Source organism: Cryobacterium sp. Hz9 (genome assembly GCF_004402825.1).
GTDB classification, from domain to species: domain Bacteria; phylum Actinomycetota; class Actinomycetes; order Actinomycetales; family Microbacteriaceae; genus Cryobacterium; species Cryobacterium gelidum.
This window is the reverse complement of the sequence record NZ_SOFC01000008.1, coordinates 256356-283203: the sequence shown is the minus strand read 5'-3', so window position 1 is coordinate 283203 and position 26848 is coordinate 256356. Positions and strand designations below refer to the sequence as shown.

28 protein-coding genes are annotated in these 26848 nt (G+C 64.4%); 14 read left to right on the top strand and 14 right to left on the bottom strand.

Going from position 1 to position 26848, the window contains the following annotated elements; all coding sequences use genetic code 11:
• Positions 1 to 75 precede the first annotated feature (75 nt).
• Positions 76 to 555, bottom strand: a complete 480-nt coding sequence (locus E3N85_RS03385; RefSeq protein ID WP_174722454.1) for an Lrp/AsnC family transcriptional regulator — start codon at positions 553 to 555, stop codon at positions 76 to 78.
• A gap of 106 nt (positions 556 to 661) precedes the next feature.
• On the opposite strand from E3N85_RS03385, the gene E3N85_RS03380 reads away from it, so the two are divergent.
• Positions 662 to 1885, top strand: coding sequence for a PLP-dependent aspartate aminotransferase family protein (locus tag E3N85_RS03380; RefSeq protein WP_134459332.1), 1224 nt, complete (start codon positions 662 to 664; stop codon positions 1883 to 1885).
• Here E3N85_RS03380 and E3N85_RS03375 read toward each other — a convergent pair.
• On the bottom strand, positions 1882 to 3699 hold the full coding sequence (locus E3N85_RS03375) for a DEAD/DEAH box helicase (RefSeq protein ID WP_241978275.1): 1818 nt from the start codon (positions 3697 to 3699) through the stop codon (positions 1882 to 1884). The two genes, E3N85_RS03380 and E3N85_RS03375, sit on opposite strands and share 4 nt — an antisense overlap.
• 87 nt (positions 3700 to 3786) lie before the next feature.
• Here E3N85_RS03375 and E3N85_RS03370 point away from each other — a divergent pair, with 87 nt between their 5' ends.
• The 3 genes from E3N85_RS03370 to E3N85_RS03360 all read left to right on the top strand — a co-directional run bounded on the left by E3N85_RS03370 (position 3787) and on the right by E3N85_RS03360 (position 6302).
• On the top strand, positions 3787 to 4575 hold the full coding sequence (locus E3N85_RS03370; RefSeq protein ID WP_134459328.1) for an SGNH/GDSL hydrolase family protein: 789 nt from the start codon (positions 3787 to 3789) through the stop codon (positions 4573 to 4575).
• A gap of 165 nt (positions 4576 to 4740) precedes the next feature.
• Positions 4741 to 5109: a metalloregulator ArsR/SmtB family transcription factor gene (locus E3N85_RS03365; RefSeq protein ID WP_134459326.1), complete on the top strand. Its 369-nt coding sequence runs from the start codon at positions 4741 to 4743 to the stop codon at positions 5107 to 5109.
• Entirely contained in the window at positions 5106 to 6302 is a 1197-nt protein-coding gene (locus E3N85_RS03360; RefSeq protein WP_134459324.1) for a cation diffusion facilitator family transporter, read from the top strand. Before E3N85_RS03365 ends, E3N85_RS03360 begins: the two co-directional genes overlap by 4 nt.
• 159 nt (positions 6303 to 6461) lie before the next feature.
• Here E3N85_RS03360 and E3N85_RS03355 read toward each other — a convergent pair whose 3' ends face one another.
• Both E3N85_RS03355 and E3N85_RS03350 read right to left on the bottom strand, forming a co-directional pair.
• Entirely contained in the window at positions 6462 to 7703 is a 1242-nt protein-coding gene (locus E3N85_RS03355; protein WP_134459322.1) for a D-alanyl-D-alanine carboxypeptidase family protein, read from the bottom strand.
• A gap of 45 nt (positions 7704 to 7748) precedes the next feature.
• Positions 7749 to 8558: an RNA methyltransferase gene (locus tag E3N85_RS03350; RefSeq protein WP_134459320.1), complete on the bottom strand. Its 810-nt coding sequence runs from the start codon at positions 8556 to 8558 to the stop codon at positions 7749 to 7751.
• Positions 8559 to 8686: 128 nt separating this feature from the next.
• Here E3N85_RS03350 and E3N85_RS03345 point away from each other — a divergent pair, with 128 nt between their 5' ends.
• Entirely contained in the window at positions 8687 to 9610 is a 924-nt protein-coding gene (locus tag E3N85_RS03345; RefSeq protein ID WP_134459318.1) for a Sir2 family NAD-dependent protein deacetylase, read from the top strand.
• Between the two features lie 48 nt (positions 9611 to 9658).
• Entirely contained in the window at positions 9659 to 10270 is a 612-nt protein-coding gene (locus E3N85_RS03340; protein ID WP_134459316.1) for a histidine phosphatase family protein, read from the top strand.
• Between the two features lie 70 nt (positions 10271 to 10340).
• On the opposite strand, the gene E3N85_RS03335 is transcribed toward E3N85_RS03340, so the two are convergent.
• Complete coding sequence (locus E3N85_RS03335) at positions 10341 to 11411, bottom strand: glycosyltransferase family 1 protein (RefSeq protein ID WP_134459314.1); 1071 nt, start codon at positions 11409 to 11411, stop codon at positions 10341 to 10343.
• Entirely contained in the window at positions 11408 to 12343 is a 936-nt protein-coding gene (locus E3N85_RS03330; protein ID WP_134459312.1) for an alpha/beta fold hydrolase, read from the bottom strand. The genes E3N85_RS03335 and E3N85_RS03330 overlap by 4 nt, the downstream gene beginning before the upstream one ends.
• 116 nt (positions 12344 to 12459) lie before the next feature.
• Between E3N85_RS03330 and treS the strand changes: the two genes are divergently transcribed.
• From treS to E3N85_RS03315, 3 genes are all read left to right on the top strand, one after another.
• A complete protein-coding gene (treS, locus tag E3N85_RS03325) occupies positions 12460 to 14157 on the top strand; it encodes a maltose alpha-D-glucosyltransferase (RefSeq protein WP_134459310.1) in 1698 nt (565 codons plus the stop codon).
• Between the two features lie 131 nt (positions 14158 to 14288).
• A complete protein-coding gene (locus E3N85_RS03320) occupies positions 14289 to 14981 on the top strand; it encodes a GAF and ANTAR domain-containing protein (protein WP_134459308.1) in 693 nt (230 codons plus the stop codon).
• 208 nt (positions 14982 to 15189) lie between these two features.
• Complete coding sequence (locus E3N85_RS03315; protein ID WP_134459306.1) at positions 15190 to 15876, top strand: exonuclease domain-containing protein; 687 nt, start codon at positions 15190 to 15192, stop codon at positions 15874 to 15876.
• A gap of 68 nt (positions 15877 to 15944) precedes the next feature.
• On the opposite strand, the gene E3N85_RS03310 is transcribed toward E3N85_RS03315, so the two are convergent.
• The 3 genes from E3N85_RS03310 to glgA form a co-directional block, all read right to left on the bottom strand.
• Positions 15945 to 16196 carry a type B 50S ribosomal protein L31 gene (locus E3N85_RS03310; protein WP_092107894.1) on the bottom strand — a complete coding sequence of 84 codons (252 nt, stop codon included), beginning with the start codon at positions 16194 to 16196 and terminating at the stop codon, positions 15945 to 15947.
• A 149-nt stretch (positions 16197 to 16345) separates the two neighbouring features.
• Positions 16346 to 17128, bottom strand: a complete 783-nt coding sequence (locus tag E3N85_RS03305; protein ID WP_134459304.1) for an ABC transporter ATP-binding protein — start codon at positions 17126 to 17128, stop codon at positions 16346 to 16348.
• Between the two features lie 109 nt (positions 17129 to 17237).
• Entirely contained in the window at positions 17238 to 18419 is a 1182-nt protein-coding gene (glgA, locus tag E3N85_RS03300; protein ID WP_134459302.1) for a glycogen synthase, read from the bottom strand.
• A gap of 80 nt (positions 18420 to 18499) precedes the next feature.
• Between glgA and E3N85_RS03295 the strand changes: the two genes are divergently transcribed.
• Entirely contained in the window at positions 18500 to 19744 is a 1245-nt protein-coding gene (locus E3N85_RS03295) for a glucose-1-phosphate adenylyltransferase (RefSeq protein WP_134459300.1), read from the top strand.
• Positions 19741 to 20394: a phosphoserine phosphatase SerB gene (gene serB / locus E3N85_RS03290; protein ID WP_241978274.1), complete on the top strand. Its 654-nt coding sequence runs from the start codon at positions 19741 to 19743 to the stop codon at positions 20392 to 20394. The genes E3N85_RS03295 and serB overlap by 4 nt, the downstream gene beginning before the upstream one ends.
• A 35-nt stretch (positions 20395 to 20429) precedes the next feature.
• Here serB and fabG read toward each other — a convergent pair whose 3' ends face one another.
• Positions 20430 to 21140, bottom strand: coding sequence for a 3-oxoacyl-ACP reductase FabG (gene fabG / locus E3N85_RS03285; protein ID WP_134459298.1), 711 nt, complete (start codon positions 21138 to 21140; stop codon positions 20430 to 20432).
• 154 nt (positions 21141 to 21294) lie between these two features.
• On the opposite strand from fabG, the gene E3N85_RS03280 reads away from it, so the two are divergent.
• The 3 genes from E3N85_RS03280 to E3N85_RS03270 are packed head-to-tail and all read left to right on the top strand — an operon-like array spanning position 21295 to position 22680.
• Positions 21295 to 21570, top strand: coding sequence for a DUF3099 domain-containing protein (locus tag E3N85_RS03280; protein ID WP_134459296.1), 276 nt, complete (start codon positions 21295 to 21297; stop codon positions 21568 to 21570).
• 46 nt (positions 21571 to 21616) lie between these two features.
• Positions 21617 to 21835 (top strand): hypothetical protein, encoded by a 219-nt coding sequence (locus E3N85_RS16650; RefSeq protein WP_370288993.1) that lies wholly within the window; start codon positions 21617 to 21619, stop codon positions 21833 to 21835.
• A complete protein-coding gene (locus E3N85_RS03270; RefSeq protein WP_134459292.1) occupies positions 21832 to 22680 on the top strand; it encodes an SURF1 family protein in 849 nt (282 codons plus the stop codon). Before E3N85_RS16650 ends, E3N85_RS03270 begins: the two co-directional genes overlap by 4 nt.
• A gap of 47 nt (positions 22681 to 22727) precedes the next feature.
• Here E3N85_RS03270 and E3N85_RS03265 read toward each other — a convergent pair whose 3' ends face one another.
• From E3N85_RS03265 to E3N85_RS03250, 4 genes are all read right to left on the bottom strand, one after another.
• Positions 22728 to 23975 carry a glycosyltransferase gene (locus E3N85_RS03265; protein WP_241978273.1) on the bottom strand — a complete coding sequence of 416 codons (1248 nt, stop codon included), beginning with the start codon at positions 23973 to 23975 and terminating at the stop codon, positions 22728 to 22730.
• A gap of 56 nt (positions 23976 to 24031) precedes the next feature.
• A complete protein-coding gene (locus tag E3N85_RS03260) occupies positions 24032 to 25630 on the bottom strand; it encodes an ABC-F family ATP-binding cassette domain-containing protein (RefSeq protein WP_134459288.1) in 1599 nt (532 codons plus the stop codon).
• A gap of 117 nt (positions 25631 to 25747) precedes the next feature.
• A complete protein-coding gene (locus tag E3N85_RS03255) occupies positions 25748 to 26395 on the bottom strand; it encodes a TetR/AcrR family transcriptional regulator (RefSeq protein WP_134459286.1) in 648 nt (215 codons plus the stop codon).
• Between the two features lie 121 nt (positions 26396 to 26516).
• A complete protein-coding gene (locus E3N85_RS03250; RefSeq protein ID WP_134459284.1) occupies positions 26517 to 26846 on the bottom strand; it encodes a metal-sulfur cluster assembly factor in 330 nt (109 codons plus the stop codon).
• Positions 26847 to 26848: the final 2 nt, after the last annotated feature.

Below are 26848 nucleotides of genomic sequence, written 5' to 3'. Positions count from 1 at the left end.
ATGCCTTCCGCTTCGGCGGGAGGCATTCTTGTTTTAAGGGATGCCATCGACCGGCCGGAGCCGGTCGATGGCGCCCTATTTGACCAGGTCCTGCCAGCCGTCACCGTCGACATACTCAAAGATCAGGTTCGTCTCGGTGTGAGCGACGGCCGGATGCTCCGCCAGGTGTTCCAACACAAAGTCACGCAGGTGAGACGCATCCGCTGCGGCCACGTGCAGCAAGTAGTCGTCGGCGCCCGCGGTGTGGAACAGCCCGATCACGCCGGGCCAGTGCGGGGCGGCGTTCCGAAAGTCGTCGATCTGCACCCGGGCGTGCTTGACCAGCCGCACCGAGATGAGTGCCTGCAAACTTGCGCCGAGCGCGGCCAGATCGATATTGGCCCGGTAGCCACGAATGTGGCCGAGCTGCTGCAACCGGCGGAGGCGTAGGGAGACCGTGGACTCGGCGACGCCGATTTCGTTCGCCAGAGCTGCCCCTGAGGCCCGGGCATTGACCGACAAGGCACGCAGCAGTGCACGGTCAACCCGGTCAAGTTCCGGCTTCTTCGATTCCATCAAGAGACTCCCTCGTTACCAAGGAGTTTATGCGATTCTAAATAAACCTTTGCAAGGGTCTGCAGCGCCACTTGCGCGAGGGCACAGAATCTGTTTTCGTGAGCACATGTTGCCACTGGTGTCACACATTGAAACCCTTGCCGTGCATGCTGGAATGGATGGCCTCACCGAGGCCGGTATCCACGTTCCAGGAATCGACCTATCGACTACCAATCCGCTGCGCGGCGTCGAGTCCGGCGGTGAGTCGTACGAGAATCTCGCCACCGGGGGAACTCCTGAACCCGGGGACTCTGCGGTGTACCAGCGCCTGTGGCAGCCCGGCGTCGCCCGGTTTGAAACTGCTCTCGCAACGTTGGAGCAGGCTGAGGGCACGGTGGCTTTCGCCACCGGGATGGCCGCCCTGACAGCGACTCTGATCGCGACGGTGACCGCTGGCAAACCGCATATCGTCGCCTTGCGGCCCCTGTATGGCGGAACCGACCACGTCCTGAGCAGCGGGCTCCTTGGCACGACGGTCACCTGGACCGATCTGGCCGGCGTGACGGCGGCCATCCGTCCGAATACGGGCCTGGTGATTCTGGAAACGCCGGCCAACCCCACCCTCGAACTGACCGACATTCGGGCGGTCGTGCACGCTGCCGGAGCCATCCCGGTTTTGGTCGACAACACTTTCGCCACCCCGGTGTTGCAACGCCCGCTTGAATCGGGCGCCACGCTGGTGCTGCACAGCGCGACCAAATTTCTCGGCGGACACGGCGACGCGATGGGCGGGACGGTCTCGGGACCGCGGGAGTGGATGGTGCGTCTGCGCCAGGTGCGCGCTCTGACCGGTGGTTTGCTCTCGCCGTTCAATGCCTATTTGCTGCACCGCGGATTGCGGACCCTGCCGGTGCGGGTCGCGGCTCAGCAGGCAACGGCGGCCGAGGTGGCGACTCGGCTGGCGGGCCACCCAGCGCTGGTGCGCGTGCTCTACCCTGGTCTGCCCGGGCAGGATCCCCAGAGCTTGATCGGGCGGCAGTGTTCCGGCGCGGGTTCGCTTCTGGCACTGGATCTCGGCGGCTACGCGGCGGCCCTGCGCTTCACCGAGGCGCTTCGGCTGATTACCCACGCCGTGTCTCTGGGCGGTGTGGACTCCCTTGTGCAGCATCCGGCGTCCCTCACCCACCGGCCGGTCGCGGCCGAGGCACGGCCAGCCGCCGGCATCGTGCGTATCTCCATCGGGCTGGAACACGTGGATGACCTCATGGATGACCTCGTGACCGCTCTCCTGGTCGCCCGGGTGCCGGTGGGTGCCGGGACCGTTCGGCAAACCGTGTCGCCGTCGGCCTAGCTACGGCCGAGCCTGCGGCGGAGCAGGTCGATGCGCATCTGCAGCTGGGTGACGCTAGCCTGGGCGACGGCCGGGCCGCCGCACAGCCGGCGAAGCTCGGAGTGGATCATGCCGTGCGGTTCATTGGCGAGTTTCGACCACATGCCCACAAGGCTCGACAGCAGAGTGCGCTGTTCCTTGAGTGTGCGGTACAGGGGTGGTGGCTCAAGTGGGGCGATTTCACCGCTCACCGGGTCTTTACGCCTGTCGGTTGACCGCTTGGACTGCCTCGATTGACGCTGACGCAACAGTTCGGAGACCTGTTCCGGCTCGAGCAGGCCCGGGATTCCGATGAAATCGAATTCTTCATCTGTGCCAGGTTCGGCGAGTTCCCCGAACTCGTCACCGTCAAACATGACCATGTCGAAGGTCGCCTGGGAGTCGAGCGCCTGCCAGGTGACATCGTCTTGGCCGAGGTCGTCGGAGGCCTTGTCTTCCTTGTTCGCGGCCGCGACCATGGCGTCTTCGGGGTTGTACATGCCGTCGTCGCCGTCTTCACGGTTGCTGCGGTCGAGGGCGTGATCGCGTTCGAGTTCGAGTGCGTTGGCGAGGCTGAGCAGGCCGGGAACGTTCGGCAGAAAAATGGATGCCGTCTCACCACGCCGGCGAGCTCGCACGAACCGGCCGATGGCCTGGGCGAAGTAGAGCGGGGTGGCCGCGCTCGTCGCGTACACGCCGACAGCGAGGCGTGGCACGTCCACGCCCTCCGACACCATGCGTACAGCAACCATCCAGCGACGGGTATTTTTGGAGAACTCATCGATCCGGTCGCTCGCCTCCTTCTCGTCGGAGAGCACGATCGTGACGGGTTCACCGCAGATGTCTTCGAGAATGACCGCGTAGGCGCGTGCGGTGGTCTGGTCGGTGGCAATGACGAGACCACCGGCATCCGGAATACCGTGGCGTACTTCGGTCAGTCGGGAGTTAGCGGCACGCAGCACAGAGGGAATCCATTGCCCGCTGGGCTCGAGCGCGGTGCGCCAAGCCTGGCTCGTGATGTCCTTGGTGTTGCCCTCGCCGAGTTTGGCTTCCATCTCGTCACCGGCCCGGGTGCGCCACTTCATGTGCCCGGCGTAGACCATGAACATCACCGGGCGCACCACGCCATCGGCGAGGGCACGGCCGTAGCCGTAGGCGTAATCGCTCTGCGACATGCGGATGCCCTGTTTGTCGGGGAGATAGCTGACGAAGGGAATCGGCGAGGTGTCGGAGCGGAACGGGGTACCGGTCAGCGACAACCGGCGGGTGGCCGGGCCGAAGGCCTCGCGGATCGCATCGCCCCAGCTCAGGGCGTCTCCCCCGTGGTGGATCTCGTCGAGAATGACGAGGGTGCGGCTCGACTCGGTGAGCTGCTTGTGTAGAGCGGCGCGCGCGGCGACCTGGGCGTAGGTGACGACAACCCCGTGGTAGTGGCTGCCGTAACTGCGGTCGGCGTTCTTGAACATGGGATCCAGACGGATGCCCGCGCGTGCCGCGGCATCTGCCCACTGGTTCTTGAGATGCTCGGTGGGGGCAACGACGGTGATGCGGTCGATGGTTCGCCTGGAGCGCAGCTCGGCTGCCAGTCGCAGGGCGAAAGTTGTCTTGCCCGCGCCCGGCGTGGCCGCGGCCAGAAAATCGCGAGGTTCGTGCACAAAGTACGCTTCGAGCGCCTCGGCCTGCCAGGCGCGCAACTTGCCGGCGGTACCCCACGCGGCGCGTTCGGGAAAGGACGGAGACAGGTGTTCGGCTGCACTCGTTCCCTGTGCGGGACCAAAAACCGATGGAGTATTCACGTCTGACAAATCTACCAAAGCCCACCGACGTTCGCGTTCGCACGGGTGGGTTCGGCTGAAGACTGGGTGTTCCGTCAGAATGGATCGATGACGAAGCAACAGCATCCATGGTCGCGTTACGTCGCCATCGGCGATTCGTTCACCGAGGGCATCGGCGATCCCGAACAGAAGAGTCCCGGCGGGCACCGGGGCTGGGCCGATCGGGTGGCCGAGATCTTGAGCGACGGTACCGAGGATTTCGCCTACGCCAACCTGGCCGTGCGCGGCAAACTCATTGGCCAGATTGCCGAGGAACAGATCAAGCCGGCCCTGGCCCTGCGCCCGGACCTGATCACCTTCTCGGCCGGCGGCAACGACGTGATCCGGCCCGGTGCCGACCCGGATTTCATAGCCGCACGCTGCGATGCAGCCATTTCGCAGCTGCGTCAGGACGGCGCGACGGTGGTGCTGTTCACGGGAGCCGACCTGGGATTCTCCCCCGTTTTTCGCAGCATCCGCGGCAAGGTCGCGATCTACAACGAGAATCTGCGGGCCATTGCCACGAAGTACGACTGCATCGTGGCCGATATGTGGCAGCTGACCGAAATTCGAGACCCGCGGATGTGGGCGCCCGACCGGCTGCACCTGAATGCGCTCGGGCACCACACCGTGGCACGCATGGTTCTGGACACCCTCAACGTGCACAATTCACTCGCGCCGAGCGAACCTGAGCCGATGCCCGGCACCAACTGGCGCCAGGCTCGCACAGAAGACCTGGCCTGGGCGCGGGAATACCTCGTGCCTTGGGTACTGCGCCGGGTACGTCATCAGTCCTCCGGTGACCACGTGCTGCCCAAACGACCCGACGCTGGCCCGTTCACGCTGCCGCCGGTCTAACCGCATGATGACGTGTAGACCGGACGAGGGCCGGTCGTCGAGTGGCGACCCCCGGATTGCGATCGCGCTCGAGTCGAATTCTGAGCACGCACGTCACCCACCATTCGCTCGATAGCGATCTGCGTCCAAGTTGCACTTCCGACCACGACATGAAAGTATCTGCATATGGATGCAGATAAGCACACTTGTGGTCGGGGACCGGACAGTCAGTTCGTCGAACTCGCAGTCGAGGTTTTCACGATGCTCGCCGACGCGACCCGCGTGCGCCTCATCCTGGCGTTACGCGACGGAGAGTTGTCGGTGAACCATCTGGCAGACATCGTCGACAAGTCCCCGGCAGCGGTCTCCCAACATCTGGCCAAGCTGCGTATGGGCCGGATAGTCACGACGAGGCAGGAGGGACAGCGGGTTTTCTACCAGCTCGAGAACGAGCACGCATCTCAATTGGTCGCTGACGCGATCTTCCAGGCCGAGCACTCCCTCGGCGGCACCCCCCGCCACCACCACCACCACCAGACAAACGAGGGATCATGAACAGCCCCCACACCAACGACCACCCGCACGCCGCGGCACCCACCGGCGCCCACGGCCACAGCGCCGCGCAGGAGGCGGAACGTGCCCAGACTCACGGGCATGAGCACCTGCACGGTGATCACGATCACGATCACGATCACAATCACAATCACAATCACAATCACAATCACAATCACGATCACAATCACAATAACGATCACGACCACGGGTCGAACCATCACAGCCACCCGACCGGGATCAAGGGATTCTTCTATGGGTTGTTCGTGCCGCACTCCCATGACGCGGCGGACTCGATCGACGACGCGCTGGAGGCAAGCAAGGAGGGTATTCGGGCGCTGAAGATCAGCATGTTCATCCTGCTCGCCACCACCGCCCTCCAGCTGGCCGTTGTTCTGATCAGTGGCTCCGTCGCGCTGCTGGCAGACACCATCCACAATTTCTCCGACGCTCTCACCGCCGTCCCGCTGTGGATCGCGTTCCTCCTCGGCCGCCGCGCCGCGACGCGCCGCTACACCTACGGTTTCGGCCGTGCCGAGGACCTTGCCGGCCTGTTCATCATCGCCGTCGTCGCGCTGTCTGCGATTCTCGCTGCCTGGCAGTCGATCGACCGCATCTTCAATCCCCAGCCGTTACATAACCTGGGCTGGGTGCTTGCCGCCGGAGTGATCGGCTTCATCGGCAACGAAGTTGTCGCCGTCTATCGCATCCGGGTCGGGCAGAAAATCGGCTCCGCTGCCCTGGTCGCCGACGGCGTCCACGCCCGCACCGACGGCTTCACGTCCCTCGCGGTCGTGGTCGGGGCCATCGGGGTGATGCTCGGCTTCCCACTGGCCGACCCCATCGTCGGTCTCATCATCTCGGCCGCTATTATCGTGCTGCTCTGGGGAACCGTCCGCTCCATCGGGCGTCGACTGATGGACGGCATCGAACCAGAGCTCGTCGAACGCGCCGGACACGCTCTCGAGCGCACCCCCGGCGTACTTGCCGTCTCCCGGCTGCAACTGCGCTGGGTCGGCCACCGGCTCCAGGGCGCTGCCGTCGTCCAGGTCGCGGCAAGCAACACCCTGGCCGAGGCGGAAGCGATCGTCCACTACGCCGAACACGAGCTCAGCCACGCCTTGCCTAACCTCGACGACATGCTCATCCGCACCAGGATCGCGGCGCCACACCCGGTTAGGCCGCCCACACAGTAGAACGCCGCCCACCGTGAAGCAGAGTACTGGGACCATCCCGACCTGGATCATCGGGAAGAAATCAGAGGGACCCACCATTTTCATGCGGGTCTGGACGTACTAGTCCGGAGAAGGTTCCCGAGCCGGGAAAACGCTGCTTGAGGAGTCAGGGCGGCCGTGTCAGCCGGCGGCGAGCACGCCGGGATGTCCCAGACGCCAGGCCGGGCCGGGATCGGTCAGGGTGCGCTGCAGTTCGAGCGGCACGGTCACCGTGGTCGGCGTTGCCGTGCCGATCGTAAAGGATACCTCGCCCACCTCGTCGCCGGCTCGGCCGATCTGTACATCAGCGGCCCGTGCGGCGCCCGTGATCGGTGAGTCCGACCAGACCACAGCGGATACCTTCCGCTCGGCGACGATGTCGCTGACGTCACCCCACCCGGTCGTGTAACTTCCGAAGACGGCACCCTGCTCGGCCAGGACCACTTCACGGAACCCCGGCTCCAGGCTTTGAATCAGGTCTTCAATCGCAGAATTGAGCTCGGAGTGGGTGTCGCCGCCGAGCACCACTCCGACGAGGGTGACGGTGCTGGTGCCGACGGTGAAATCGGTTGAGAACAACAGGCAGGCACCAGCGACATCCGTTGTACCCGTCTTGATACCGTCGACGCCGCCGCGGCCGAGAAGCTTGTTGGTGTTGGTGACGGTACCGATGACGGGCAGGACCGCCGACGGGAGGGAGACGATTTCGGCGAGAGCTGGGTGACCGACCACGAGTTTGCCGATCTCCACGAGGTCGGCGAGGCTGCTCACGCTCGATGCGGAGAGGCCGCTGGTGTCGGCGATACTGGTCTGGTTCAGCCCGTTCTCGGCCAGCCAGGTTTTCGCAGCCGCCAGGTAGTTGTCCACGGACCCGTACGCCCACAACGCGAGGGACGCCGCATAGTTATTAGCCGACGGCAGCAGCATCGCCTCGAAAGCTTCACGCTGGGTGAGGACCATTCCAGGCACAACAGGAGCCACCGAACCGTTTTCGGCGACCGCGGCGTAGTAGAGGTCCACATCGGCGTCGGTGAAGGAAATGCTGGGTCCGGCCGCGCCGGCAGCCAGCGGCTTGGCATCGAGGATGACGAGGGCGGTGACCATTTTGGCAATGCTCGCGATCGGCACCGTGTCCTGCTGGCCGGTCGAGGCCAGAACACCGGGGAAACCGACCGCGCCGATGGCGCTCTCACCGAAGGCCGGCCAGGCCGGTGCGGCGACCGGCTGGGTGAGCGCGGCCGGCTGCACGATGGTCGCAGCGCTGGCGGGCACCGGAGCCAGAGTGGTCGCACCGATATAGCCGACTCCGCCCAGCACGACGAGGAGGATGCTGAAGACGGCGAGTCGCCTTCGTTGGAGGAGGACACGCCGGGAGGGAGACATCCGTTCAGCCTAACTTCTTCGTGGCGCGCAACCGGCCCGGCACGTTCACGAACGGATGCGCAGGGCGTACAGCGCGACCGCACTCGCGGAGGCGACGTTGAGCGAGTCGACGCCGTGCAGCATCGGAATCGTCACGACCGTGTCGGCGACGGCCAGGGCGTTCTGGCTGAGCCCATCGCCCTCGGCGCCGAGGATGATGGCGAGCCGTTCGGGCGCCGCCTCGGCGAACACGCCGAGGGAGATCGCGTTGTCGGCCAGCGCCAGGGCGGCCAGGTGAAAGTCGGCGGCGTGCAGCAGCGGGGCAGCCACGCTCCACTCCGGCAGCCGAGTCCAGGGCACCTGCAGCACGGTACCCATGCTCACGCGCACGCTGCGCCGGTAGAGCGGGTCGGCACAGCGTGGGGTAATCAGCACGGCGTCGGCGCCGAGCCCCGCAACGGAACGAAAAATGGCGCCGACGTTGGTGTGGTCGACGATGTCTTCGAGGATCACAATGCGGCGGGCATGCGTCAGCAGCGCCTCGACCGGTTCGAGCGCCGGGCGGTGCATGGCGGCGAGGGCGCCGCGGTGCAGGTTATAGCCGGTGAGCTGTTCCAGAACCTGCGCCTCACCGACGTAGACCGGTACATCGGGCCAGTCGGCCAGCAGACGCTCGGCGTCGGGTATCCACTGTTCCTGAATGAGCAGCGACCGGGGCCGATGCCCGGCGTTCAGCGCCCGTGCGATCACCTTGGGCGACTCGGCGATGTACAGGCCGCCGGCCGGTTCCAGGACTCGCCGGAGTGCGACATCGGTCAAACGCGAATAGTCGGCGAGACCCGCACTGAACAGGTCGGTAATGCGGGTGATCTGCACGAGAAGTGCCTTTCGAGACGAGTGATTGAGCCCAAGCCTGACAGGTGGGTAGTCAAACGGGAAAACAGACGAGTTTAGAATCAAGGGATGAGCATCTCGTTCTGCTCTCCCTGCCCGAAAGGAGCGCGATGACAGCCGACTCGGCTTTGCCCAGTGACACGGTGTTGGTCGATGCGCTCGAGCCTGCTGACGGTCCGGAGGCTGCCGCCGCGCTCGCCTCGGCAGTCGCCCTCGATTCCGAGCGAGCAGTGGATGCTGTCGCCACGCTGCTGCGCGGCAAACGTGCCGCCGTGCTCACCGGCGCCGGTCTCAGCACCGATTCCGGCATTCCGGACTATCGCGGCGAGGGCGCTCCGACGCGCACCCCGATGACCTTTCAGACCTTCGTCGCCGACGAACGATCACGAAAACGCTATTGGGCTGGCAGCCACCTGGGCTGGCGAGTGTTCCGCCAGGCTGAGCCCAATCTCGGACATCGGTCGCTCGTCCAATTGGAAAGCGCCGGTGCGATTGCCGGAGTGATCACCCAGAACGTCGACGGACTGCACACCCGCGCTGGATCACGCCACGTGGTCGAGCTGCACGGTTCCCTCGACCGGGTCATCTGCCTGGCCTGTGGTCAGGCCTTCGGCCGCGACAGCATCGCGGCCCGCCTGGAAACCGACAACCCGGTACTCCGCGACCCGGAAAGTATCCAGATCGCTCCCGACGGCGACGCCGACGTGGGAAACATCGATGACTTCGTGGTTCCGGCGTGCACGGTCTGCCAAGGCATGCTCAAGCCGAACGTCGTGTTCTTCGGCGAGCTGGTACCGACGGAGACTTTTCTCGAAGCATCCGCCTTGGTCCAGGGTGCCGACGCCCTCATCGTGGCCGGATCGTCGCTCGCTGTGAATTCCGGCATCCGTCTGGTCGAACAGGCCCGCCGTCGCAAGCTGCCGATCATCGTCATCAATCGAGGCGTGACTAAGGGTGACGGGCGGGCGTTGCACAAACTGGAAGCGGGCACCTCTGAAACTTTCGCCGCCCTGGCCGAACGCCTGCTGGGCTAATCGCGCTTGGCCGCCCAGCGAATCACCGATACACCCGGTGAACCAGGCATGACGACGTTCTCCATCGTTCGTCATGGTCAGACGGATTGGAACCTGCACCACCGGATTCAGGGCAGCACGGATATCCCCCTCAACGCGACGGGCCGCGCCGAGGCCGTCGCCGCAGCAGAGCGTCTGCAGAGCCGCCGCTGGGATGCCATTGTGACCAGTCCACTGCTTCGCGCCGCGGAATCCGCGCGCATCATCGCGGCCGAGCTTGGACTGAACGAACCGCAGATCGTTCCTGCGCTGACCGAACGCCACCATGGCGCTATAGAAGGACTAACCTTCGCCGAGCGCCAGCAGCGCTTTCCCGACGGTGTCATTGTCCCCGGGCTCGAAACGCGGCGTGATGTTGTCGATCGGGTGCTGGACGCTCTGGCGGCGCTCGCGGCCGGGCGAGCGGGCCAGTGCGTGCTCGTACTCAGCCACGGCGGCGTCATTGGCACGCTGCTACGCCATCTGACCGAGGGCGAGCTGCCCCGGCACGGTGATTTCATCGCCAATGGTTCGGTGCACGATTTCCGGTGGGAGAACAATCAGCTGCTTCTGACCCATTTCGACGCGACGACCCGGTTGCCCGGCGATCGTGGCGACGCCGCGGCGACCCCTGTGCTCTGACCCGGGAGCCCCCGGGCCGCGGAGACCGTCATATCCCCGGGGTGGCTCGGGTTCGAGGGCGCCCACCGGGCTATTCGCCGGGCGCGGTTCCCTCGAGCACCCCGAGCAGCGTGCGGGCCGACCCTGCCCAGGTGAATCGGGCAGCCTGGTCGATCGATTGCGCCGACCTTGCCGCCCACTCCCCCGGGACCGCAAGCCGACGCACTGCCGCAGCGATGGCATCGGCTTTGCGCGGGTCGAAATACAGCGCCGCATCTCCACCGATTTCACGAAAAATCGGGATATCACTGACCACGACGGGGATGCCGAGGCTCATCGCCTCAACCAGGGGTATTCCGAAGCCCTCATCGAGCGAGGCGGTCACGAGTGCAGTCGCCGAGCGCACCAGGAGGTGGTACTCCTCGTCGGTAACCCCGTCGTGGAAGACGAGTCTGGCCTGTGGTGCAAGACGGGTCAGCCGGACCTGTTCGGTCTCTGACACCCGGCTGAGCAAGTGCAGATCGTAGTCCGGCAAATCGGCCAGGGCCAGCACCAGCGTGTCGAGGTTCTTGTAGGGCATGAAGGAACCCATGTAGATCAGGCGGGTAGTTTCTGGAATACTCCGGTGACTGGGTATGCCACGTACGGAGTCAGCGGCGTTCGGCACCACGGTGATCGGGCGCCGGGTGAGGTGGTGCTCGATAATCAGCGAACGCGTGGTCTCGGAAACGGTCACGACGCCGTCGGCTCCGTTCAGCAGCAGGCGCTGTGGCCACCAAGACAGGTGGTAGACACGCCAGAGCAGCCGGATAAACGTGGGGAGATCCCGTGGCGGTGTGCGGTTGCGATAGTAGATGAGGTCGTGCACGGTCAGATACAGCCGATATTTGCGGCCCCAGGATCCCATCGTCTGCATCGGGCTGAACACGACGTCGGGCTTGAGCCGGTTGACGGACAGGGCGACGAGCGGTTCGAGCATACTCGTCGGTGCGCTCACGAGCTGCCACGGCAGGGCGGGTAGCAACGCGAGTTGGCGATGGTCGCTGATGAGCATGGTGAGCGGATGCAGGCGGCCCAGTTCGGTGACCAGCCCCGCGGTATAGCGGCTGATGCCGTCGTGCTGACCGAGGCGCACGTAGCGGCAGTCGACAATAATTCTCATACCGGTCGCTCCCCTCCGAGAAATTCTCGAATGAGTAGGGCCGCCGGTTTCGGCTTTTCGTAGTGGATAAGGTGACCGACTTCCTCGATGACCCGTAACGTGGCGTTCGGAAACAGCGCCTGCAACCGATACTGCGCGGCGAGCGGCGTGATGTCGTCCTTGTCCGCCGCGATCAGTAGCGTGGGTTGTTGGATGCGCGCAGCGAATTCGCTCACGTCGTGACTGACCGAGGCGGTGAACGCCTCCATCACGACCCGACGGTTGGCGAAGCCGCTGAAGTAGCGGTCGTGTTGATCGTGGATCCAGCGCCGTAACGCCGGGTCGCGAGTCTTGGCCATGCTCACGCTCATGATGCGCACGATGGCACGGTTCTGCAGCAGCGCATAGCCCAAGCGCTCCGGCAGGGTCGCAGCAGCCCAGTAGTAGAACACGGCGAGCCGAGTCAGGATACCGCGCGGCCCGGACAGTGCCGGCGCGGCGATCGGATTGACCAGGATGACGTCATCGGCCGTGATCCCGTCTGCTATAGCCGCGGCGACGACGATCGACCCGAAGGAGTGCCCGAGCAGAACCAGGCGTCCGGTTGGAGCGAGCACGCGCAGAAACTCCCCCAGCCAATGGGCGTACCCGGCCAAGGAATGCGCACCGTCTGGGAGGGGATCCGACTCACCGAAACCGGGCAGGTCGGGTGCCACGATGCGGAGGTCGGGCGGGATCGCGTCGCCGTCGAGCATCTCGGCCACGACCAGTTGCAGACCGTGGTGATCACCACGAAATCCGTGCACCAGCACGAGGGTCGTCGTCGCGGATGGCGCACCGTACTCCCAGTACCGGCTACCGCTGCTGTTGCCGTCGACGCTGCGAACGGATACGGTGCCTTGGCGCACCGGGAGGCGCACGAGAATTTTGTCGTAAGGCGAAGAAACGATCATCGGACCTAGTTTAGGCGCGAGACTTACGCAAGGCTGGACGTGCACCGGGGCGGTCGACCTAGACTCGAGCCAACATATGTACCGAGAGAGCCCTTTGCCGGGACGGAAGGAAAGCCGTGAGCTTTACCGCACCCATTCAGCTGCCCGGTTTGGCCCTCGATCCGCGGTGGTATCGCCGCGCCGTCTTCTACGAAGTTATGGTTCGCTCTTTCGTTGACAGCAATGCTGACGGTTCCGGCGATCTGGCTGGTTTGGTTTCCAAGCTCGACTACCTGCAATGGCTGGGCATCGACGCCCTGTGGATTCCGCCGTTCTTCAATTCTCCCCTCAAAGACGGCGGTTACGACGTCGCCGACTACCGCACGATTCTGCCGGAATTCGGCACTCTGGAGGAGTTCAAGGACCTGGTGACGAAAGCGCACGAACGCAATATGCGCATTGTTATCGACTTTCCACTCAACCACACCTCGGACCAGCACGAATGGTTCCAGCAGTCCCGCGAAGACCCAGACGGGCCCTACGGAGACTTCTATGTCTGGAGCGACACGGACGAGCGCTACCCCAACATTCGCATCATCTTCACCGACACCGAGGAGTCGAACTGGGCCTTCGACCCGGTTCGTCGGCAGTTCTTTTTTCACCGGTTCTTCTCACACCAGCCCGACCTCAACTTCGAGAACTTCGCCGTGCAGGAAGCCATCTTCGATGTCGTGCGTTTCTGGCTCGACCTCGGAGTCGACGGGTTTCGCCTGGACGCGATCCCCTACCTGTTCGAGTCGGAAGAGGGCAACGGCGAGGGCGAGCCACCCACTCACGAGTTCGTCAAGCGGTTGCGTGCCATGGTCGACCGGGAATATCCGGGACGAGTCATGATCGCCGAAGCGAACCAGTGGCCGCGCGAAGTCGCCGCGTTCTTCGGCTCCGAAGAAGAACCGGAATGCCACATGGCGTTCGATTTTCCGGTCATGCCGCGAATCTTCTACTCCCTGCGTTCCCAGCAGGCCAACGAGCTGGTGCGGGTGCTCTCCGAAACGACCGACATTCCCGAAGGCGCCGGCTGGGGGGTGTTCCTGCGCAATCACGACGAGCTCACTCTGGAAATGGTCAGCGAGGAATACCGTCAGGCCATGTACGGCTGGTACGCCTACGACCCACGAATGCGCGCCAATATTGGAATTCGCAGACGGCTGGCCCCGTTGCTCGACAATTCCCGGGCCGAGTTGGAGCTCGCTCACGCCCTGCTCTTCGCCCTTCCCGGTAGTCCATTTCTCTATTACGGCGACGAGATCGGCATGGGCGACAATATCTGGTTGCCCGACCGCGACAGTTCCCGTACACCGATGCAGTGGACCCCCGACCGCAACGCCGGCTTCTCCGATGCCGACCCCGGCAAGCTGTTCCTGCCGATCGTGCAATCCCTTGTCTACAATTTCACGCAAACCAACGTGGAATCGCAACTGGCTCAATCCGGCTCCCTCCTGCACTGGATTCGCAATGTGATCCATGTGCGCAAGGCACATCCCACCTTTGGGCTCGGCACGATCCGCGTGCTGAAAACCAACCATGAATCGGTGCTGGTGTTCACCCGCAGTTATGCCGGCTCCGGATCCATGTACGGCGACCAGCCCGAAACGGTGATGTGCGTATTCAGCTTTTCGCACAACCCGGTCGCGTTCACCATTGACGATCTCGACATGGCCGGAACCCGCCTGTACGACCTGTTCGGCGGCGCCGTCTTTCCCAGCTTCACCGACGAAGGCTCCCTCACCCTCACGCTGGGCGCACAGAGCTTCTACTGGCTGCACTGTGGATAAACCGTCAGCGATCAACAGCCGGCCGTGGCGACGACGATTGGGGGATCTGCAAGAACTCTTCTGTGCGGCCGCCCACCGCACGTATTCTTGAGCTAAGCAAGCTATCGCCAGGGTCAGGAGGCCGGTCGATCGTGGCTAGATGTTCGAGTTCAGACGTTGGAGTCGAAGACACGGCCGTGTGCGCCCGTTTTCTCGATGAACTACCGGTGACCGGTGCCGCGGTATCAGTTTTCGGCGGGGCCGTCACCGAAACGGTCGTCTGCGCCACCGACGAGCTCGCCGCTCGCCTCGATGAATTGCAGTTCGATCTCGGCGAGGGCCCCCGTTGGCAAGCGGCCCGCACCCGCCTTCCCGTTCTGGAAGCGCGTGTCCGCGAGGTCGCGCATCCGCTCTGGCCGATCTTCCACACGGCATTGATGGACACCGAGGTCGCAGCGCTCTACGTTTTTCCACTCACGCTCGGCGCGATCGATGTCGGAATGGTCGAACTGTACAGCACGACCCCGGGGGTGCTCGATCACACAGACCGGGCGCAAGCACTGGTGTTGGCCAACCAGGCCGCGTGGAAACTACTGGATCGGTTGCTCCGGGTGCAGGAATCCGCCGTCAATGGATCAGCTGAGACAGAGACGACAGCGTCGGCGTCTCCGCTCTCGCGGCGAGAAATTCACCAGGCAACAGGAATGGTGCTGGTGCAGATGAACGTCACACCGACGGAGGCTTTGCTGCTCCTGCGCGCGCACGCGTTCTCGCACGGAAAATCGGTGCGCGCCATCGCGGGTGACGTGGTCGCGCGGCGACTGCAATTCACCCCGGACACCTGAACAGGCACAGGGGGGCAGCGCCCAAGTAAGCGCGGTCGACATGGACGAAGCGTTGACACGACTGCGAGCGATGCCCGGGCGCACCACCACACCGTGCGCGAGAGTGCTGAAAACGTCATCGGCCCATCACGCTCTGATGCTGCCCGGCATGGTTGCTGCCGGGCCGATGCAGCGGATGCGTGTCGGTGGTCGCCCCTAGGGTGGAAGTATGAGCACCTGGAGCGATCACCTCGCCGTATTCGACCTTGAAACTACCGGTATAGACGTGGAGACCTGCCGCATCGTGTCAGCCACTGTCGCCGTTCTTGACCACAACGGCACGGCCGTTGAGCGCATCGATTGGCTGGTCGATCCGGGCGTCGACATTCCGGCCGGTGCTACCAGCGTGCACGGCATCACGACCGAGCATGCCGTGGAGCACGGCCGGGTCGCGGCTGAGGCGGTGGCCGAGATCGTCACGGCGCTACGCGGGCACCTGAGCAACGGGCTGCCTATCGTGGCCTACAACGCCCCCTATGACCTCACCCTGCTGGACCGTGAAGCCCTGCGCTACGGCATCGCCCCGTTGATCTCCCCGAGTCCGGTCGTCGATCCCCTGGTCATCGACAAGGCCGTCGACAAGTACCGCAAGGGCAAGCGCACCCTCGAGGTCACGAGTGCCTACTATGGGGTCGCCCTCGATGATGCCCACGATGCCGGAGCCGACGCGATCGCGGCCGGTCGAGTCGCGCAGGCGATCCACCGGGCGCACGAAGAAGCTCTGCCAGCTACTCTCGACGAGATGCATGCCCTTCAGGTCACCTGGTATCGCGAGCAAGCCGAAAGCTTCCAGGACTACATGCGGCGTGGTCGCGATCCCGAATTTCTGGCCGACACCGCCTGGCCGCAGCGCTGACGATCCACCTCCTTGTGACAAAAAAAGCGACCAGCCGGAGCTGGTCGCTTTTTCGTGTGAACCTGGTGCTATTTGCCGAAGCCCTTGTAGCGCGAGTTGAACTTTTCAACGCGGCCGGCGGAGTCCATGATGCGCTGCTTGCCCGTGTAGAACGGGTGCGATTCGGAGGAGATTTCCACATCGATGACCGGGTACGTGGTTCCGTCTTCCCACTCGATGGTCTTTTTGCTCGAGACGGTCGACCGAGTCAGGAAGGTCGCACCGGAGGCCAGGTCGCGAAACACGACGGCAGCGTACTCGGGGTGAATGTCAGACTTCATGTGGATTTCCTTATGCACTTCTGGTGAACAGACTTGTAACTGGTCACAGTGCTGTTCGATTATTGGGCCCGCCGCCTACGACGACACGCGAATGGCCTATTGGCCAGTCCCTCACTTTAGCAGAGAACCGCGTTGTGGGAACGCCCGGCTCAGAGCGCGCGTGCTGAGTAGCGGCCGTCGGTCTCGGTGACTTCCACGTTCAGACCAAAAGTTTCGCTGAGGGCTTCGGCGGTCAGTGCCTCACCGATCGGGCCAGCGGCGACGACCTTGCCGCCTGACAGCAACAGAACGTGGGTGAACCCGAGCGGAATCTCTTCAACGTGGTGAGTGACCATGATGATGGCCGGCGAGTTGGGTTCTTGCGCGTAACCGCTGAGCAGCTGCAGCAGGGACTCCCTGGCGCCGAGGTCGAGGCTCGCAGCGGGCTCGTCGAGCAGCAGAATCTCCGGGTCGGTCATGACCGAGCGGGCGATCTGCACCCGCTTCTGCTCGCCGTCGCTCAGGGTACCGAACTTGCGGTCGGCGAGATGGTCGAGCTTCCATTCCTGCAGCACACGCTGGGCTCGGCGCTCATCAATGGTCTCGTATTCTTCGTTCCACCGGCCGGTGACCGAATACGCCGCGGTCATGACCACGTCAAGGACCTTCTCCTGGCCGGGAACCTTGCGGGCCATGGCGGTCGAGGCGAACCCGATTCGGGGTCGCAGTTCGAAGACATCCGTTCCGCCGAGCGTCTCCTCGAGAACGTCAGCCTGACCGGTCGACGGGTGCATGAAGGCCGCGGCGATCTGCAGCAGGGTGGTCTTGCCGGCACCGTTCGGGCCGAGGATGACCCACCGTTGGTCGCCGGCGACGCTCCAATTCACTGAGTCGAGGATGGTGGTACCACCCCGGACGACGGAGACGTCGGTGAAATGCAAAACATTGACCATACCCCCATGTTATCGGGCGGGGCCAGTGGCGAAGGACGTCGGGCTCGTCGCGGCGACGGGCCCGACGCACTCACTCGACGGTCAGAGCCCCGACGAACTCACTCGACGATCAGAGCAGGGACGCGTAGATCTCTCGCGTGCGGGTGGCGATCTGGCTCCAGCCGAACTCATGCTCGGCGCGCACTCGACCGGCACGCCCCATTTCGGCGGCTCGGGCCGGATCGCTCACCACCTCGGTGAGAATGCGGGCCAGGTCGGCGACGAACTGATCTGGATGCAACGGGGTGCCCGTGCCGTCGGTGAGTTGCTCAATCGGCACCAGGCGCCCCGTCTCGCCATCGGCGACGACCTCGGGTATGCCGCCGGTGGCGGTCCCGACGACGGCCAGGCCACAGGCCATGGCTTCGAGGTTGACGATGCCGAGGGGTTCGTAAATGGACGGGCAGACGAAGACAGTGCCGTGGGTGAGCACCGCGGCAAGCTCGGGCTGAGCGAGTAGCCGGTTGATCCAGACCACTCCGGAGCGTTCTCGTTGCAGCGCCTCGACTCCGGCCGTCACTTCCGCCATGATGCCGGGAGTGTCGGGAGCGCCAGCGCACAGCACGAGTTGCACCTCGGGCGGCAGCAAGGCGGCGGCGCGCAGCAGGTACGGCAACCCCTTCTGCCGCGTGATGCGGCCGACGAAGACGACGGACGGCCGGTCGGGGTCGATTCCCAGCCCACGCACGAAGTCGCCGTCGAGACGGGGCTTCCAGCGGTCGAGGTCGATGCCGTTGTACACCGTGTGCACCCGACTATCGTCGAGCGCGGGGTAGCTGCGCAGGATGTCGCGGCGCATTCCGTCGCTGACGGCGATCACGGCATCCGCTGCCTCGAAAGCCGTTCTTTCGATCCAGCTGGACACGCGATAGCCGCCGCCCAGCTGCTCGGCCTTCCACGGCCGCAAGGGTTCGAGGCTGTGTGCCGTGACGACGTGCGGAATTCCGTGCAGCATCTTCGCGAGGTGCCCGGCCGCGTTGGCGTACCAGGTGTGTGAGTGCACCAGATCGGCACCAGCGGCGTCCTGCGCCATCTGCAGGTCAACACCGAGAGTGCTCAGAGTCGCGTTGGCGTCGGCCAATTGCGCGGGCACCTCGTAGGCGAAAGTGTCGGCATCCGGGCGGGGCGCGCCGAAGCACCGCACTGACACGTCAATGTGTTCGCGAAGCGCACGCACGAGCTCCGTGACGTGCACGCCCGCTCCCCCGTAAACCTCCGGTGGGTATTCCTTGGTCATCAGATCCACTCGCATGGAGCAAAGGTAGCGCAGCGCAGGACGACGCACACTCCGTCGTGTTCGTTGACCTGCCCGCTTGGCCCTACTCTGTACACATGAAGGCCAAGAAGATCTTTGGAATCGTCCTCGCCGGTGGTGAGGGAAAACGGCTCATGCCACTGACCGAGGACCGGGCTAAGCCCGCCGTCCCCTTTGGCGGGCATTACCGCCTGGTGGATTTCGCCCTGTCCAACCTGATCAATTCGGGCGTTACCCAGGTCGTGGTGTTGACTCAGTACAAGTCACACAGCCTCGACCGTCACGTCTCTCAGACCTGGCATGTCTCCGGTGGATTGTTCAATTCGTACATCGCCTCGGTGCCGGCCCAGCAGCGGCTTGGCAAGCGCTGGTTCAGCGGGTCGGCCGACGCCATTCTGCAGAGCCTCAACCTCATCCACGACGAGAAACCCGACATTGTTGTCGTCGTTGGCGCTGACCACGTCTACCGCATGGATTTCAGTCAGATGATTGATGCCCACATCGCGTCCGGTCTGTCTGCGACGATCGCGGCGATTCGGCAGCCCATCGGTCTGGCCGATCAGTTCGGCGTCATCGAAGTGGATGCCGCCACACCGGATCGGATCTCCGACTTTCGGGAGAAGCCCAAGGATGCCGTTGGACTTGCCGACGCCCCGCACGAGGTGTTCGCCTCGATGGGTAACTATGTTTTCAACACCGACGCCTTGATCGAGGCGGTGCTGCGCGATGGTGAGCGTACCGACTCGAGCCACGACATGGGTGGCGATATCATTCCCGATTTTGTCTCCCGAGGTGACGCGGGCGTCTACGACCTGCAGCGCAATGAGGTGCCAGGGTCGACCGATCGCGACCGGTATTACTGGCGCGACGTGGGAACGATTGATTCGTTCTTCGAGGCGCACCAGGATCTCATCTCAGCGCTGCCGGTGTTCAACCTGTACAACCACCAATGGCCGATCTTCAGCATGCAGCTGAACTCTCCGCCGGCGAAGTTCGTGCGCGACGCTCAAGGCGCGCTCGGCACCATGATCGACTCGATCGTCTCGCTGGGCTGCGTCATCTCCGGCGCCCACATCGAACGCAGTGTGCTCGGGCCATGGACCTCGATCGGGTCAGCCTGCGAGGTCGTTGACTCGATCGTGTTCGACCGGGTGCAGATTTGCGCGGGAGCCGTCGTGCGTCGTGCCATCCTCGACAAGGAAGTGGTCGTCGAGGCTGGTGCCACTGTCGGTGTGGACCGCGATCGCGACCTCGCTCGCGGCTTTAGTGTCACCGAATCCGGCATCACCGTCGTCGGTAAGGGCGTGCGCGTTACTCCGTGATCCGTGCCACTGCACCACGCTTTCTCGTCGTGCTCGACGCGGACTCCACTCTGATCCAAGACGAGGTGATCGATCTTCTGGCGGATGCCGCCGGCTCACGCGACCGCGTCGCCGACGTGACCGAACGCGCCATGCGCGGTGAGCTCGATTTTGCCGACAGCCTGCGCGCGCGGGTGTCGACCCTGGCGGGACTGCCGGACAGCGTCTTCGCCGAGGTGGGGCGACGGATCCGCCCGACCGAGGGGGTCCACGAGCTGATCGCCGGTATCCACGCCGGCGGGGGCGTCGTGGGGGTTGTGTCCGGCGGCTTCCACGAGTTGCTCGACCCCCTCGCGGCCCAGCTCGGTGTGGACCACTGGCGGGCCAACCGACTCGAAGTTGAAGCCGGCTACCTGACCGGTCGCGTACTCGGACCAATCATCGACGCCGAAGCGAAAGCTGTCGCGCTGCGCGAATGGGCGGCGCTCGAACACATCCCCGACGCCCAGACGATCGCAGTCGGCGACGGTGCGAACGACTTGCGGATGATGGATGCGGCCGCACTTTCCGTGGCGTTCAATGCCAAACTTCGGGTGAAGCGTGAGGCCGACCTCGTCATCGATCACTGCGACCTGAGCCAGGTTCTGCCGCTCATCGGCCTCCGCGGCTGAACGGCAGCCCAGCCGGCCCCATTTCGGCAGACGCTCTAATGCCCCATGCCCAGACCGCCGTCGACGGGGATGACCGCGCCAGAGATGTATGCCGCGTCGTCGCCGGCCAGCCAGGTCACCACGCGTGCAACCTCTGAGGAAGTCGCGAAGCGCCCGGCCGGGATGCTGCGTCTATAGTCAGCTTGTTGGGTTTCAGGCAAGGCCGCGGTCATGTCCGTTTCAATGAAGCCGGGGGCGACGACGTTTGCGGTGATGCCCCGCGCGCCGAGTTCGCGAGTGACAGAACGCGCCAGGCCGACCAGGCCGCTCTTCGAGGCCGAATAGTTCACCTGTCCGGCAGATCCGTAGAGCCCGACGACGCTCGAGATGAGCACGATGCGCCCGAATCTGGCCTTGAGCATTCCCTTGCTGGCACGTTTGACCACGCGAAACGCGCCGCTCAGGTTGGTATCGATGACCGAGGTGAAATCGTCGTCCGACATGCGCATCAGCAGCATGTCGCGGGTAATGCCAGCGTTCGCAACGACGACTTCCACCGGGCCGTACGTCGCCTCGATCTCGGTGAATGCGGCGTCGATGGATGCCGCGTCGGTCACATCGGCGCGCACGGTGAGACTTCCAGACGGCCCGTGCCCGGAGCGGGAGGTCACGGCGACGCGGTGTCCCTGGGCGAGGAATTCCTCCGCGATGGCGAAACCGATCCCGCGATTACCGCCGGTGATGAGCACTGTTCGAGCCGTAGTCATGGATTTCCTGTTCTGCTGCTTATTCGGGTCTGGAGACTGCGGCCGGGGCCATAAAACACCCGGCAGATTCAAGTTTAAGGCGTGCAAGGATGCCGCCATGCCAGCGTAGGCTTGAAGCGACGGATTTTCCGCCGCTGACGAATCCGTTGGACCTATGAAGAAACAGTCGATCACTTCGCTCCCCGTCTCGGACGAGATCGAGCGCCGCAACCGGATGATCAAGTATTCGATCGCGATGGCCGTGCGTGTCGTCTGCATCGTGCTCTTGCTGTTCGTGCAGGGATGGTGGCTCGTGCTCTGCGCCATTGGTGCAATCGTGCTGCCGTACTTCGCCGTCGTGGTAGCAAACGTGAAGATTGCGCCGCGCGGAGGCGAGGTTCTGCGACCGGGCGGCCTGGAGATTTATCAGAACGACGACGGAGCCAAGTGAGGGCTCAAGCGCTGGGGCGAGTTCGTTGATCGGACTGGGACGTGCCTTGGAAGAAACAACCTGTTCGCGGGCGGACTGCCGGAATACGGGGAGCTGGCGGCTGGACTGGCGCAACCCGCGCATCCACTCGATCGATCGCGTGAAAACCTGGCTGGCCTGCGACGAACACGTTGATTACCTGCGGGACTTTCTGGCCGCGCGTGATTTTCCCCTAGTGGTACGTGCGCTGGATTCCGCGCCGGAGCCGAGAGGGGACGGGCGATGATGGGCTGGAATTTTGCCGTTAGCCGCCGCTGGGCGGGGTATCTGGCGCTCACCATTCTCTTCGCCGCGGTGTGTTCCGGACTCGGCGTTTGGCAGCTGGCTCGGCGCGATGAGGCCCTGACCGAGTTGTTCAAGATTGATTCTAATTTCGATTCGAACCCGGTTCCCGTCACCGAGGCGCTCCCGGAGCTGACCGACTTCGACGAATCCCAGAAGTGGATGCCGGTTGAACTGACCGGCACCTACCTCGTCGGTGACGAAATGCTCGCCAGAAACCGCCCGCTCAACGTCAATCCGGGCTTCGAAGTGTTGACCCCGTTCCTGCTCACCGACGGAACGATCTTCATCGTCGACCGCGGTTGGCTGCCCACCGGGCAGGAACAGGACGCTCCGGACACGGTGCCGGCACCTCCCACCGGCACCGTAACCGTGGTGGCCCGGCTCAAAGCCAGCGAGCCCGACCTCCCCGGCCGCACGGCGAGTGGAAATCAGGTCGCGACGATCAACCTTTCGACCATAGCCGAACGGCTGAACGAGCCCACCTATACCGGTGCGTACGGCCTCATGGCCAAGGAAAGTCCCGCCGCAACCGAGGCACGCCCAACCGCCGTGCTCAAACCGATTCGCGACGAGGGCCCCCACCTGTCGTACGCCTTTCAGTGGTTTGTGTTCGGCCTGCTCGCCTTCATCGGTCTCGGCTGGGCTCTCCGGGAAGAATATCGCAGTGTGAATGCCCACGACCCTGAGGAACGCGAGCGAGCGGATGAACGTGCCCGAAAGCGCGCAGCGAAACCACTCAACGACGCGGAGATTGAAGACCAGCTTCTCGACCGGCAACTGCACTAGCCGAAGGCCTGCTTCAGGCGACCGCGCGGTGGTACTCGTGCATGCGGTCAGGGCACTTCAGTGGGTACCCCGCCGGTTGTGCGAACAAGCAGCCCCTGGTAGACGGCAAGCAAAGATGCGGCCGACCGGGCCCAGTCGAGGCGGAGGGCGTGCTCCCGCGCCGCCGCGGCCAGGTCGCGCGCGCGCTGCGGATCGGTCAGGACAGACGCGATCGTGTCAGCCCACACCAGCGGTTCACGCGACTCTAGTACCAGGCCGGTCATCCCGTCAATGACGGCTTCGCGTAGTCCACCGGATGCTGCGGCGATGACGGGCACGCCGCTCGCCGCAGCTTCGAGCGCAACGAGACCATAGGTTTCCGAGTGCGACGGTACCAGCACGAGACGGGCACCACGAAACAGGGCTGCCAGATCGGCCCGGGATTGGGGACCAAGGAGCCGCAGCTGATCGGTCACCCCAACCCGCTCGGCGAGTGCCCGCAGCTCGTCAACGTAGCCGTCGTAGTCGGCAGAGGCAGCGCCGGCAATGACCAAGTCCGGGCGGATGCCGGCCGGCACGGCTGCAACGGCGGCAATGGCCAGGTCGAGGCCTTTGAGGGGTTGCAGGCGGGCTGCAACGAGAACGCAACCGCGGCCGTCGGCCGGTAACGCCCGATCGCCCAGAAGCGCAGGTACGGCAGGCGAGAACATGGCATTGTCGACGCCGGGCAGCACGACGGACGTGCGTTGCACTGCCCCACCCAATCTCCCCGTGATCGTTGTCGCCTCGGCCGCACTAATCGCGACGAGCGCATCCGATTCGCGCGCCAACCAGGCCTCTCCGGGCATCCGTCCCGCTGATTCGGCGCGTTCACCCGCTGAGAGCGGCGTCGAATCGTCGGCTGCGATGCTGTGAAAGCTCTGCACGTGCGGAATGCCCCACCGCCTGGCCACCGGCAGAGCGGCCATACCGGAAAACCAGTGGTGCGAGTGGATGATGTCCCAGGCCGGTCGCGCGGCCAGCCGAGCCGAGAACTCCGCGATCCACTGCTCGTGCTCGCCCTTTGCCAAGGCGACCGCCGGACCCGCGTCGAGAAACTCCAGGGTCACGCCGGGTGCGAGCTGCATCGACGCGGGCTGATGGTTCGCAGAACGGCGGGTCAGGATGCTCACGTCATGACCGAGGGCTGCCAGAGCTTCCGCCTGATGGCGAACCACAACGTTCATGCCCCCGGCGTCACCGTCACCGGGATCTGCACCGGGCGAGGTGTGCAGGCACACCAGCGCGATGCGAAGTGACTTTTCGGGCGGCAGCACGCACGGTTCCTTTAAATCGGACGATCCGGCGAGGCTACGCCGCATCAGCGAATCGGTTAGGACAGCTCGATGAGGTCGAGGTAATCCTTGTTCCAGTGGTCTTCCGTACCCTCGGGCATGATCAGCACCCGTTCCGGGTTGAGGGCCTGCACGGCGCCCTCATCGTGGCTCACGAGCACAACGGCGCCGGCATAGTGCGCGAGAGCATCGAGGATCTCCTCGCGACTGGCCGGGTCGAGGTTGTTGGTGGGCTCGTCCAGCAGCAGCACGTTGGCGCCGGAGACGACGATCATGGCCAGGGCGAGACGGGTCTTCTCGCCGCCGGACAGCACACCGGCCGGCTTGGTGGAGTCGTCACCGGTGAACAGGAACGAGCCGAGTACTCGGCGGGCTTCCATCTCGGTGATGCTCGGCGAAGCGGACACCATGTTCTCGAGCACGCTGCGGTTGACGTCGATCGTCTCGTGCTCCTGCGCGTAGTAGCCGATCCGCAGGCCGTGTCCGGGTTCGATCGAGCCGGTGTCAGATTCGTCGACACCCGCCAGCATGCGCAGCAGGGTGGTTTTTCCTGCCCCGTTGAGTCCGAGGATGACGACCTTGGATCCGCGGTCGATCGCGAGGTCGACGGCGGTGAAGATCTCCAGGGAACCGTAGCTCTTCGACAGGTCCTTGGCCATGAGCGGAGTGCGTCCGCACGGCGCCGGCTCGGGGAAGCGCAACTTGGCGACACGTTCCACGGCCCGCACGGCGTCGAGCCCGGAGAGGAGCTTCTCGGCGCGAGCCACCATCTGGTGGGCAGCCGCGGCCTTGCTCGCCTTGGCGCCGAACTTCGCAGCCTGCAGCTGCAGGGTGGACGCCTTTTTCTCCGCGTTGGAGCGCTCCTTCTTGCGGCGGTCGGCATCGGCTGTCCGCTGCAGCAGGTAGTTCTTCCAGTTCATGTTGTAGATGTCGATCATCATGCGGTTCGCATCGAGGTAGAACACCCGGTTGACCGTTTCGCCGACGAGTTCGATGTCGTGGCTGATGATGATGACACCGCCCTTGTAGTTCTTGACGAATTCGCGCAGCCACGCCACCGAGTCGGCGTCGAGGTGGTTGGTCGGCTCGTCAAGGATCATCATCTCGGCGGCCGAAAACAGGATGCGGGCGAGTTCGATGCGGCGACGCTGACCGCCGGACAGGGTACTCAGGGCCTGGTCGAGGATGTGATCGGGCAGTTTCAAGTTGCTGGCGATCGAGGCGGCTTCGGCCTCAGCGGAGTAGCCGCCCAGGCCGTTGAACTCGTCGGTCAGGCGACCGTACTTCTTCATGGCGGCGGCGCTGATCTTGGGATCGGGGTCGGCCATGGCCAGGCTGGACTCGTGCATGCCGAGCGCGATGGTGCCGAGGCCGCGGGCATCGAGGATGCGGGTGCGGGCCAGCATGGTCGGGTCGCCGGCGCGCGGATCCTGGGGCAGGTAGCCGATCTCGCCGGAGTGACTGATCGACCCCTTAGTCGGGTTGGTCTCCCCCGCGAGCGTCTTCGTCAGGGTCGTCTTGCCGGCGCCGTTTCGACCGACCAGGCCGATCTTGTCGCCGCTCGCGACGCGGAAGTTGACGCCCTCCATGAGCACACGGGCTCCAACGCGGATTTCGAGATCTTGCACGTTGAGCACAGCAATAGTCCATTCGAAGTGTTTTGTACGGGTGTGAAGTGTGGGTGGACCAGAGCGGTCCAACTCACTAGTATATTTGCCCTGAGCCTTGTTTGGCGCACGCACGCCCACGCTGGGCTAGAGCAGGGCGGCCAGCAACGATTTTTCCAGCCAGTTGAGGTACGCCTCGGTCGACCAGCCCAGCGACAAGACCAGCGTCCTGAAGGTATGCGGGTGGGCCAGCGCCCACATCGTCGCCGCGGCCTCATGGTCGCTGGGGCCCCCGCTATAGATCTGGCTCCCGCGCAGACCGCGCTTCTCCCGGAGCACCGCGGCGACCTCACCAAAGCCATGGAGCCGGGCCGCGTCGCGCTTCTGCTCGAACTCCCCCACGTCGGGATCGACCACGGCCGCTTCGCTGACGATACGGAGGATTCCCGCGGTGCGCTCATTCACGAGAGCGCTCGACCGGGCCAGAATGCGAATGACCTCTGTCGCCGTGCGCGCCTCAGCGATTCGTTCGCGCGTAGCGCCGGACAGCAGCGCCGGGGCATCCGGCTCTTCCGCTACCCGGTCAAGCACCGCCGCCAGCAATTCGGCCTTCGAGCCCACCGAGTTGTAGATCGTCTGCACGACGACGCCAGCCTCTTCCGCAATCGCCGCCACCGATGTGCCCACGTAGCCGCGCTCGAGCATGAGTCGGCCGGCCGCCATGACAATCTCCGCCCGAGTGCTTGCCGCCTGCACCGCGCGCCGCCTCAGTGCCCCGTGTTCCCCGAAATCCATAGGATTAGCATAGCGTTCTACTGAGTAGAGCGTATTACGAGTGGGTGCGGGCAGCGTTGACAGACAGAGAGAAGGCCCCTCCTGCGGCTGCAGATGGGGCCTTCGACTACCGACGGGAGAGCTACATGGCGAAGCCGAGGGCTCGCATCATGTCGCGGCCGTCGTCGGTGATCTTGTCAGGTCCCCACGGCGGCATCCAGACCCAGTTGATGCGAAACTGGTCGACGACACCGTCAAGCGCCTCCGCCGTCTGCTCCTCGAGCACATCGGTCAGCGGACAGCCGGCGGAGGTGAGGGTCATGTGGATGATGAGCGCGTTGTTCTCATCGTCCCAGCCGAGGTCATAGATGAGCCCGAGGTCGACGACATTGATGCCGAGCTCCGGGTCCATGACGTCTTTCAGGGCCTCTTCGATTTCGTCGAACCGAGCCGGACTGAGTGTTGAAGCCATAC

Coding starts and splice junctions, on each gene's coding strand:
- E3N85_RS03385 (WP_174722454.1), bottom strand. CDS start 555: ATGGAATCGAAGAAGCCGGAACTTGACCGGGTTGACCGTGCACTGCTG.
- E3N85_RS03380 (WP_134459332.1), top strand. CDS start 662: ATGTTGCCACTGGTGTCACACATTGAAACCCTTGCCGTGCATGCTGGA.
- E3N85_RS03370 (WP_134459328.1), top strand. CDS start 3,787: ATGACGAAGCAACAGCATCCATGGTCGCGTTACGTCGCCATCGGCGAT.
- E3N85_RS03365 (WP_134459326.1), top strand. CDS start 4,741: ATGGATGCAGATAAGCACACTTGTGGTCGGGGACCGGACAGTCAGTTC.
- E3N85_RS03360 (WP_134459324.1), top strand. CDS start 5,106: ATGAACAGCCCCCACACCAACGACCACCCGCACGCCGCGGCACCCACC.
- E3N85_RS03355 (WP_134459322.1), bottom strand. CDS start 7,703: ATGTCTCCCTCCCGGCGTGTCCTCCTCCAACGAAGGCGACTCGCCGTC.
- E3N85_RS03345 (WP_134459318.1), top strand. CDS start 8,687: ATGACAGCCGACTCGGCTTTGCCCAGTGACACGGTGTTGGTCGATGCG.
- E3N85_RS03340 (WP_134459316.1), top strand. CDS start 9,659: ATGACGACGTTCTCCATCGTTCGTCATGGTCAGACGGATTGGAACCTG.
- E3N85_RS03335 (WP_134459314.1), bottom strand. CDS start 11,411: ATGAGAATTATTGTCGACTGCCGCTACGTGCGCCTCGGTCAGCACGAC.
- E3N85_RS03330 (WP_134459312.1), bottom strand. CDS start 12,343: ATGATCGTTTCTTCGCCTTACGACAAAATTCTCGTGCGCCTCCCGGTG.
- E3N85_RS03315 (WP_134459306.1), top strand. CDS start 15,190: ATGAGCACCTGGAGCGATCACCTCGCCGTATTCGACCTTGAAACTACC.
- E3N85_RS03310 (WP_092107894.1), bottom strand. CDS start 16,196: ATGAAGTCTGACATTCACCCCGAGTACGCTGCCGTCGTGTTTCGCGAC.
- E3N85_RS03305 (WP_134459304.1), bottom strand. CDS start 17,128: ATGGTCAATGTTTTGCATTTCACCGACGTCTCCGTCGTCCGGGGTGGT.
- glgA (WP_134459302.1), bottom strand. CDS start 18,419: ATGCGAGTGGATCTGATGACCAAGGAATACCCACCGGAGGTTTACGGG.
- E3N85_RS03295 (WP_134459300.1), top strand. CDS start 18,500: ATGAAGGCCAAGAAGATCTTTGGAATCGTCCTCGCCGGTGGTGAGGGA.
- fabG (WP_134459298.1), bottom strand. CDS start 21,140: ATGACTACGGCTCGAACAGTGCTCATCACCGGCGGTAATCGCGGGATC.
- E3N85_RS03280 (WP_134459296.1), top strand. CDS start 21,295: ATGAAGAAACAGTCGATCACTTCGCTCCCCGTCTCGGACGAGATCGAG.
- E3N85_RS03270 (WP_134459292.1), top strand. CDS start 21,832: ATGATGGGCTGGAATTTTGCCGTTAGCCGCCGCTGGGCGGGGTATCTG.
- E3N85_RS03255 (WP_134459286.1), bottom strand. CDS start 26,395: ATGGATTTCGGGGAACACGGGGCACTGAGGCGGCGCGCGGTGCAGGCG.
- E3N85_RS03250 (WP_134459284.1), bottom strand. CDS start 26,846: ATGGCTTCAACACTCAGTCCGGCTCGGTTCGACGAAATCGAAGAGGCC.